The organism is Kribbella sp. (genome assembly GCF_035687465.1).
Classification (GTDB): domain Bacteria; phylum Actinomycetota; class Actinomycetes; order Propionibacteriales; family Kribbellaceae; genus Kribbella.
On sequence record NZ_DASRXP010000406.1, the window covers coordinates 1 to 8,189 of the forward strand.

The 8,189-nt window shown below is 67.6% G+C and carries 9 protein-coding genes and 1 tRNA gene; 5 read left to right on the plus strand and 5 right to left on the minus strand.

The annotated features are described in order from the left end of the window. Window positions 1–41 precede the first annotated feature (41 nt). Window positions 42–114, minus strand: a tRNA-Lys gene (locus VFG33_RS21070). Window positions 115–331: 217 nt separating this feature from the next. On the opposite strand from VFG33_RS21070, the gene VFG33_RS21075 reads away from it, so the two are divergent. From VFG33_RS21075 to VFG33_RS21090, 4 genes are all read left to right on the plus strand, one after another. Continuing rightward, complete coding sequence (locus tag VFG33_RS21075) at window positions 332–754, plus strand: DoxX family protein (protein ID WP_325054627.1); 423 nt, start codon at window positions 332–334, stop codon at window positions 752–754. 147 nt (window positions 755–901) lie between these two features. Continuing rightward, window positions 902–1,411 carry a sigma-70 family RNA polymerase sigma factor gene (locus VFG33_RS21080; protein WP_325054628.1) on the plus strand — a complete coding sequence of 170 codons (510 nt, stop codon included), beginning with the start codon at window positions 902–904 and terminating at the stop codon, window positions 1,409–1,411. Then, entirely contained in the window at window positions 1,408–2,070 is a 663-nt protein-coding gene (locus VFG33_RS21085) for an anti-sigma factor family protein (RefSeq protein WP_325054629.1), read from the plus strand. Before VFG33_RS21080 ends, VFG33_RS21085 begins: the two co-directional genes overlap by 4 nt. A 285-nt stretch (window positions 2,071–2,355) precedes the next feature. Continuing rightward, window positions 2,356–3,030 carry a GAF and ANTAR domain-containing protein gene (locus tag VFG33_RS21090; protein WP_325054630.1) on the plus strand — a complete coding sequence of 225 codons (675 nt, stop codon included), beginning with the start codon at window positions 2,356–2,358 and terminating at the stop codon, window positions 3,028–3,030. A gap of 198 nt (window positions 3,031–3,228) precedes the next feature. On the opposite strand, the gene VFG33_RS21095 is transcribed toward VFG33_RS21090, so the two are convergent. The 3 genes from VFG33_RS21095 to VFG33_RS21105 form a co-directional block, all read right to left on the minus strand. Continuing rightward, a complete protein-coding gene (locus VFG33_RS21095) occupies window positions 3,229–3,480 on the minus strand; it encodes a hypothetical protein (RefSeq protein WP_325054631.1) in 252 nt (83 codons plus the stop codon). Between the two features lie 63 nt (window positions 3,481–3,543). Then, the gene (locus VFG33_RS21100; protein WP_325054632.1) at window positions 3,544–4,251 is read right to left on the minus strand and encodes an ArsR/SmtB family transcription factor; all 708 of its coding nucleotides are present in this window, start codon (window positions 4,249–4,251) and stop codon (window positions 3,544–3,546) included. Between the two features lie 112 nt (window positions 4,252–4,363). After that, window positions 4,364–5,140 carry a GntR family transcriptional regulator gene (locus tag VFG33_RS21105; RefSeq protein ID WP_325054633.1) on the minus strand — a complete coding sequence of 259 codons (777 nt, stop codon included), beginning with the start codon at window positions 5,138–5,140 and terminating at the stop codon, window positions 4,364–4,366. A 183-nt stretch (window positions 5,141–5,323) separates the two neighbouring features. Here VFG33_RS21105 and VFG33_RS21110 point away from each other — a divergent pair, with 183 nt between their 5' ends. Beyond that, window positions 5,324–6,322, plus strand: coding sequence for a YeiH family protein (locus VFG33_RS21110; protein ID WP_325054634.1), 999 nt, complete (start codon window positions 5,324–5,326; stop codon window positions 6,320–6,322). On the opposite strand, the gene VFG33_RS21115 is transcribed toward VFG33_RS21110, so the two are convergent. Further along, window positions 6,319–8,189: glycoside hydrolase family 2 protein (locus tag VFG33_RS21115; protein ID WP_414672972.1), on the minus strand; the 1,871-nt coding region annotated here is incomplete at its 5' end. The genes VFG33_RS21110 and VFG33_RS21115 overlap by 4 nt on opposite strands.

Sequence of the window (8,189 nt, forward strand, 5' to 3'; positions counted from 1 at the left end):
GTCGTCGGTCAGCGGAGACGTGCGCCGAAAGACTTGCTGGGTGGGCCCCGTGGGACTCGAACCCACAACCCGCGGATTAAAAGTCCGCTGCTCTGCCAATTGAGCTAGAGGCCCCGCGGGGGACAGTGTGTCAGGTCTCGGGGGTGGTTCGCACGTTGGATAGCAGACGTGGGCGGAGTGGGGCAACGGATTCGGAGCGTGAGTGATGAGTCACTCACCGTTGAACCGGATGGGCTGGCAGGACGTTGTCTCCGGGTGAGGGCATCGCCGGGGTGCGTGAGGCAGGCCGGTGGTGTGTGAATCCGTCCCGTTCACCTGAGGAGACAAGACGATGCATGTGCTGGAGCGCTGGCGTGACGAGGTACTGGGTGTGTTTCGGATCGTGGTGGGGTTCCTGTTCGCGTGTCATGGGGCTGCTGCCCTGTTCGGGGTGCTGGGGGTCGACCGGACCCCGGCGCTGGAGTGGCCGGGTTGGTGGGCGTCGGTGATCCAGACGGTGGCGGGAGCACTCGTTTGTGTCGGGTTCGGGACCCGGTACGCCGCGCTGCTGTGCTCCGGGTCGATGGCCTACGCGTACTTCACCGTGCACCAGGCCGGTGCGTTGTTGCCGGTGCAGAACGGTGGGGAGAAGGCGGCACTGTTCTCGTTCGCGTTCCTGCTGATCGCGTTCCTCGGGGCCGGTGCGTGGGGACTCGAGCGGCTGCCCGGACTCAAGCGGCAGGGGGCGCGGCAGCTCGAACCGGCAACCGACTAGCCGGGGTCGGATCCGTGCCCGATGCCCGTGGTCGGGCACGGATCCACTCGAAAGACCCACTCGTTGCGGACACGTTCTCCTGTTCTTGCTGGCGCTGAAAGAGTGAAAGCCCCAGGATGATGAGTTCCAGCGACTGAAGGAGTGCGGATGGCCGACGACCGGGCTGCACTTCTGCGTGAGCTGCACGATGTGCATGCCTCGTCGTTGTGGCGGTTCGTGGTCCGGCTGACTGGCGACACCCGGTTCGCCGAGGACGTAGTACAGGAGACTTTGTTGCGGGCTTGGCGGCGGCCGCAGATTCTGACCGAGGACGAGGCGGGTGCCCGGGCCTGGTTGTTCACGGTGGCGCGGAACCTGGTCATCGACGATCGGCGGAGTGCCCGGGTCAACCGGGAGGTGGCCAGCGACGAGCTGCCGGAACGGCCGAGCGCCGACCACGCGAACGCAGTACTGGATGCGTGGCTGGTGGCCGATTCGCTGGCTCAGTTGTCGGACGATCATCGGCAGGTGATCGTGCGCGCGTACTACGGCCGGCGCACGGTCACCGATATCGCCGAGGAACTGGACATCCCGGCCGGCACGGTGAAATCGCGCTTGCACTACGGGATGCGGGCGCTGAAGCTTGCACTGCAGGAGAGGGGGGTGACGCAGGTATGAGCGATCAGTATCGGGAGTGGGACGCGGCCTACCTGCTGGGCGCCTTGTCGGCGAAGGAGGTGCGCGCGTACGAGGAGCATCTCCGCACCTGTCCCGACTGTTCGGCCGAGGTGGCGGCGCTGCGCAGCGTGCCCGAGACCCTGGCGATGGTGCCGGACGACCGGGCGCTCGCGACGATCACCGACATCCCGCCGAACCTGCTGCCGGGCCTGGTACGCAACGTCCAGCGGGACCGTCGGCGCCGACGGGTCCGCCTCGGAGCGCTCGTCGCGGGCGTCGCCGCAACCGCGGCCGCGGTCGGCGCGGTGGTGTCCGCTTCGGTCGGAGAGGACGAGCCGCAGGGCGACTACGTGGTGCTCGCGCAGACGGTGGCCAGCAAGCTGACGGCCGACGCCCGGCTGATCGAGGAGAGCTGGGGCACCACGATCGAGATCAGCTGCCGGTACGACGATCTGGCCACCCCGAGCGAGCGCGCTCGTGGGTACGAGATGTACGTGACCGACCAGTCCGGCAAGTCCACCTTGATCGCCAGCTGGAACGCGTCACCCGGTACTACGGTCAAACCGGCGGCGACCACCAAGCTGCACCGCGACGAGATCCGCGCGCTCGACATCAGGAGCTCGGAGAGCGGCAGGATCCTGTTGGCCGTGCACTTCTGAGAGTCGCCGGCCCGAAGAACGTGATTGACCGCAGGTCGAACGGGCACTTGAGGGCCAAGGGAGCTCGGTCGCTCGAGAGGCTGGTTGTTTCCAGGCCCCGGCGTTCAGCCATGTGCGCCGGGGCTGCTCCTTGTTCGGCTTGAGGCCACGCTGACCGGTGTTAGGGTTCATCCCGGTTGGGAAGTCAGCCGGTGGCGCAGCATGCCACCCGCGAAGACTGCTCCGACCTGTTGAGGATGAACGTCCGGTGCGACGACTCTCCCTGTCCTTCTCGGCAGTAGCCGAGTGAGCGACGAATTCGCCCAGGACCTGGCCAGGATGGCGCTCGTCCTGCATGAACAAGCCGATGTGGAACAGACCGCCGAACGGTTCCTCGAGTATGTCCTGGCGAGGATCGGCGCCGACCACGCCAGCGTCGTACTGGTGCAGCGAGGTGGCCGACTGGAATCCGCGGCGGCCACCGACGCGCTGGTCGAAGAGGCCGACCGGTTGCAGCTCGAGGCCGGGGAAGGTCCGACCTTCAGCGCCATCGAGCAGGAGACGAGCGTGGTCAGCGGCGACACGGCCAACGATTCCCGCTGGCCGACTTGGTCCGCCGGCATCGTGCCGGTCGGCCTGCGCAGTGTGCTCACCGTGCGGCTGCGGACGCCGACCACCACCGTGGGGGCGCTGAACCTGTTCGATCCGGCGAAGAACCGGTTCACCAAGGCGGACGACGCGGTCGCTCAGGTGTTCGCCGACCACGCCGCGGTAGCGGTCGCGAACGCCCGCAGCGAGTCCACTCTCTGGCAGGCGATCGATGCCCGGAAGCTGATCGGCCAGGCGCAGGGGATCCTGATGGAGCGGTTCGACCTGACCGACGAGCAGGCGTTCGCCGTACTGCGTCGCTACTCCCAGGACAACAACGTCAAGCTGCGCGAGGTGGCCCAGCGTTTGATCCACACCAGGAAACTTTCCTGAATTCTGTAACGCTCAGGCCGTGAGCAGCGATACACCGTGTGTAACGCCTGATCCCGCTCCAGGTCAACCGCCCGAAGGGCCTGGAGCGGGATCGTTTCGTCGCTAGAGGCGCCCCGACCAGAGCCGTTACATGCGTCGGCCCCCGGGAGGGGTTTCTCCCGGGGGCCGACGCATGCCTACTTCCTACGACGCGGTTTCCTACGACGCGGCCTTGCCGCGACGCTCAGTCGGTCGGTCCGACTCGGGCAGTGCGATCAGGTCTGCCGGCAGGCGTTCCGTCCGCTCGACGCCGTCGTCGCCCTCGTACTGCACCGTGCCGGTCCAGCCCGCGTCCTCGTGCTCGCGGCCGATCAACCAGCCGCGCCGCCACTGGCCGTCGACGAGCACGACCACATGGCTGGGCAGAGGGAGGCGGGACACCAGTTCGGTATCGGGCTCGAATCCAGTCATGTGCGCAGGTTAGGCGGTCAAAGTGACCTGCGCCCCTCGAACGCGTGTTCTCTGTCGGGAATCTCACCTGGAGACGAGATCTTCTATCACCCCGGACGGTAGCCCCAGGCCTTCCATCGCACCGGACACTTTCAGCGCCCGACCACCGGTGATCCGGGTGACCCAGCCCTGTTGCATGGCATGTCTGCACAAAGCCGAGCCGACCGCGCCGGCCAGGTGCGGTCGTCGCTCCGTGACGTCCAGGCAGGACCGGACGGCTGGTCGGCCATGCTTGTTCTCGACCACGATGCCGAGGTCGTCCAGCCACTGAACGCCGTCGGTGGTCAACGTGACGCCCGAGGACCAATCGAGCAGCCCGCGTTCGGTCATCGCGTCGGTCAAGGCCACGCCCAGCCGGCCGGCGAAGTGGTCGTAGCAGGTGCGGGCCCGCGCGAAGGCGTCCCGCCTGCTCGCTGCCGAGAGACTGTTGGCAACCTCCGTACGCCGGGGCGCCAGCGCGGCGAGTCCTTCGAGGAGTTCAGCGGTTTCCGGGCCGGCCAATTTCACATAGCGGTGGCGGCCCTGCCTTAGCTCGGTGAGGAGGCCGCCATCCACGAGCAGGTTCAGGTGTTCGCTGATGGTCGGCCGGGAAACCCCAGCCAGCTTGGCGAGTTCCGTCGCGGTCCACGCCCGGCCGTCCAGCAAGGCCAGGCAGACGGTCGCGCGGGTGCCGTCGGCCAGCATCCGGGCCCACGCAGCCAGTTCCTGGCCTTCCGTCGAGGTACTCACCATCACATCCTGCCTCGCCAACAGTTCGGCACCGGCCGAAGCTTCGGTGTGGTCTCGTTGCGTCCGAAGAACTGGAGGGACGTCCCGCCAGTTCTTCGGACGCAAGCAGTTCGGGTCAGGGGAGGGTGGTTGCGGTGGTGGCGGGGGTGAGGCGGTAGCCCTCGTGGGCGGAGAACTCGGCGGACAGGGCGAAGCGGTCGCCGCGGACCACCGTGTGGCGCCACTCGAACTTGCGGCCCTGGGCGTGGCCGAGGCGGTTGATGGAGAAGGCGGCGGCATCGGCGGGGCAGTGCAGGAGGGCTCGCTCCGCCGGGGTCGGGTTCACCGCGCGGATGTCCTCGCGACCGTGGTCGAGGCGGAGTCCGGTTCGCGCGGCGAGTTCGGCGTACAGGCTGGTGTGGCTGAAGTCGGCGTCGAGTAGTCCGCTCGCCAGGGAGGCCGGCAACCACACCCGGTCCAGGGCGAGCGGTTCGTCTCCGGCGAAGCGCAGGCGCTCGAGGTAGACCAGCGGGATGGATGCCTCGAGGTCGAGCCGGCTCGCGATCACGCCGTCCGCGCGGAGGTCGAGCGCCCGTACGACGCTGTGCTGCGTCAGGCCGGACGCCTCCACCGAGGAGAACAGGCTGTACAACGCCCCCATCGGCTGCCGGATCTCCGGGGCGGTCGCGACTCGGGGTTGCCGCCCGCGCTCCGCGACGATAAGTCCGTCGGTCCGGAGCTTGCCGAGCGCCTGGCGCACGGTGTGGCGGCTCACCTGGTAGTCCTCGACCAGCGCGAGTTCGCCGGGAAAGACGTCGTCGAACTCCCCGGCGCGCAACCGGCGGACCAGGTCTTGCTGCAACTGCTTCCAGAGCGGCTGGCCGCCACTGCGATCAAGCCCGCGCTCGCTCATCCGTTCCTTCCACCTTGTTAAATGTCCGGTCATCTCTTAGTCTAAATGTGCGTACATTTAGCTAGGGAGGTTCCGGACGTGCTGCACGTCGAGGTTAGGTCACTGACTCACTCCCGGACCTCACCTGCGCGGCCCGCCGCACCAGGCCGTACTGCGCGTCTCCGCGCTGGGGTGGTCGGACGGGTGCCTGGGCTGGTTGTGGTTCTCGTGCTGGCGGCGGGGGCGGTGTTGCTCGGGCGGGTGGTGCCTGTCGTGGGTGGGCCGGTGTTCGGGATCGTGCTGGGTGTGTTGGCGGGGGTTCTGGTGCCGGCGTTTCGGGCTGAGCGGAATCGCGCGGGCTATGACTTCGCCTCGAAGAATCTCCTGCAGTTATCGATCGTCGTACTGGGCACGGGGCTGTCTCTTCAGCAGGTGGTCCGAGTCGGCGGCGGGTCGCTGCCGGTCATGCTGGGGACGTTGGGAGTCGCGCTCGGCGGCGCCTGGCTGTTCGGGCGGCTGCTCGGGGTGCGCGGCGACACCCAGACCTTGATCGGAGTCGGTACTGCGATCTGCGGTGCTTCCGCGATCGCCGCCGCGACGGCCGCGATCGGGGCGAAGCGGTCCTCGGTGGCGTACGCGCTCGCCACGATCTTCACCTTCAACGTGGTCGCTGTCCTGGCGTTCCCGCCGATCGGCCATCTCCTCGGTCTCGGCCCGGAAGCCTTCGGACTGTGGGCCGGTACTGCGATCAACGACACCTCGTCCGTGGTCGCCGCCGGCTATGCCTACAGTTCCTCGGCGGGAGACCAAGCGCTGGTCGTCAAACTCACCCGCTCACTGATGCTCGTCCCGATCGTCATCGGCCTCGTCATCCTCAAATCCCGCCACGACGCCCGCAAGCCGGCAACCGCCGGCCAGAGCGGCCCGCGGTTGCCGTGGCGGCGGATGGTGCCGTTGTTCTTGGTGGGCTTCATCGCCGCGGCCGGTCTCCGGAGTGCTGGTTTCGTGCCGACGGCGTGGCAGTCAGGCCTGGCGCTTACCGGCACCTGCCTGATCACCGCGGCCCTGGTTGCCATCGGCCTCTCGCTCCGGCCTTCCGAGCTCCGTCAAGCCGGCCTCCGCCCGCTGCTGCTCGGCGCGATCCTGTGGATCTCGGTGGCCCTCAGCAGCCTCGGCCTCCAACTCCTTACCGGCACCCTCTAGCGTTCCTCGAACGCAGCGGTGCGCGCCTGGATGGCATGGATGCGGGGAACATCAAGCTTCGTACTGCGATCGAAGCGGTAGATCCCGTTCTCCTCCTGGAAGACATCGGTCAGTTGCGTGTAGCAATAGCCGAACATCAACGGGTTGTCGAGCAACACGTCGACCAGCCCGGCGAAGCGGTCGTAGAAGTCCTCGACATCCTTGACTCGTTGCCCATAGCCCCAAGATTCGTCGCGGTCGGTCCCGGCAGCCGCGGCCGCTTCCGGGTTCCACCAGATACCGCCGAACTCGCTACAGAAATAGGGCTGTCCGGCGTAGTCCTGCGAGATCGGTCGCTGTTCCTCGCCGCCCCGATTCCCGTACGGCGCTCCGTCCGCGAGCCCCGCCATCTGCCGGGCGAACTCGATCGGGTCCTGCTCGTAGTTGTGCGAGTCCCAGATATCCGTCTCGGGCACCCGGTGTGAGTACCCCGACGCATCCAGGACCGGCCGGGACACGTCGGCAGCCTTGGTCGCCAGGAACATCGCCCGGGTCACGTCGTCTAGTTGGGTGATCCGGTCGTGCAGCAGTTGGTGCGTCTCGTTCAGCGGGCACCAACCGATGATCGACGGGTGGTTGTAGTCGCGCTCGACCGCCTCCAGCCACTGCGTCACGAACGACGCGCTCGGCTGCTGGTTGTTGTTCTGGGTGCCCTCGGCAACGGCTCCGCCCCAGTCGCCGAACTCACCCCAGACCAGATAACCCAGGCGATCCGCGTGGTAGAGGTACCGCTCCTCGAACACCTTCTGGTGCAACCGGGCGCCGTTGAACCCGGCGGCGATGCTCAGCTCGATATCCGCGACGAGAGCATCGTCCGACGGCGCCGTCATCAGGCTCTCGGGCCAATAGCCCTGGTCCAGCACCAGGCGCTGGAAGACGTGCTTGCCGTTGATCAGCACGGCCTGCCCGTTGATCGACACCGATCGCAGCCCGGCGTAGCTGTCGGCGGAGTCCGTGATGTTGCCGTCGGCATCCACCAGTTCCAGGCGTACGCCGTACAGGTGGGGGTCGGTGGTGTCCCAGAGGCGGACGCGTTCGGTGGGGATGCTGAGCACGAGTCGCGGGGCGAGGTCGAGATCGGCCCGAACCTCGGCGGTGACGATGTCGCCGTCGGCGTCAGACAAGACCGCCCGAACCTTCCAGCCCGGCTTGTTCGCCGAGAGGGGCACGGACACGTGGAAGGCGGATCCCGCGGCGTCCGGAGTGATCCGCGGCCGCAGGAGGTGCACCGCCGGAACGGCTTCCAGCCATACCGTCTGCCAGATGCCGGTGGTCCGCGTGTAGTGGCAACCGCTGTTGAAGTAGTTGGTGGTCTGCTTGCCACGCGCCTGTACGCCGTACCGGCTGTCGCGTGCGCGGACCACGATCACGGCCTCTTCGCCCGGTGCTGCGACGGCCGAGAGGTCGGCGCTGAACGGGGTGAAGCCGCCGCGGTGCCGGACCACCTCGACGTTGTTCACCCAGACCGTCGCGTCCTGGTCGACCGCCTGGAAGTGCAGGATCGGGTGCTTGCCGGACCAGTCGGCCGGGATCGTCACGGTGGTGCGGTACCAGACCGCCTCGAGGAAGTCGACGTTCTCGACCCCGGACAGCTGGGTCTCCGGTGCGAACGGCACCACGATGCGCTGCTGGAGTTCGCGGTCGCGGACGCCGCGCTCGAGGCCGGAGTCGGCGCGGTCGATCTCGAACTGCCATTCGCCATTCAGGTTGAGCCAGTCGGGGCGGATGAACTGCGGCCGGGGGTGCTCGGGGCGGGGCTGCTGGCTGGGCATCGAGGCTCCCGTGAGGTGGAGTGAGGGGGTCGAGCAACGACAGTACAACGTTGCAA